Below are 467 nucleotides of genomic sequence, written 5' to 3'. Positions count from 1 at the left end.
AGCTTGAGCAGCTTGAGATGAAAGTCGCTGACCTCAAAGGCATGAAGCAAGGTCATTTGCGGCTCTCAGTGATCACTACGGCAAAATACTTTATGCCGCGAATGCTCGGCCCGTTTTGCCGAATTTATCCCGGCATTGATGTTTCACTGACCGTCACCAATCACGAGCGCGTCATCGATCGCCTCGCCAACAATCAAGATGATTTGTACGTGATGAGCCAGTTGCCAGAACATCTAGAAATCAACGCCCATCCGTTTCTCGACAATCCGCTAGTTGTGGTTGCGCCCGCGACCCATCCGCTCGCAAAAGAGCGCAACATCACGCTAGAGCGCTTGGCCGAAGAGCCGTTTATCATGCGCGAACCGGGCTCAGGCACCAGACGCGCCATTCAATCGATGCTTGACCAGCAGAACTTAGTGGTCAAGGTGCGGCTAGAGCTAGGCAGCAACGAGGCAATCAAGCAGGCG

The 467-nt window shown here is 53.7% G+C and carries 1 protein-coding gene; it reads left to right on the top strand.

The window, feature by feature from the left end; all coding sequences use genetic code 11:
* Window positions 1–17 precede the first annotated feature (17 nt).
* Window positions 18–467: LysR substrate-binding domain-containing protein (locus D7Y13_RS50090; protein ID WP_279637199.1), on the top strand; the 450-nt coding region annotated here is incomplete at its 3' end.

It is taken from the genome of Corallococcus praedator, from assembly GCF_003612125.1.
GTDB classification, from domain to species: Bacteria; Myxococcota; Myxococcia; order Myxococcales; family Myxococcaceae; genus Corallococcus; species Corallococcus praedator.
This window is presented reverse-complemented; position numbering and strand designations above follow the sequence as displayed.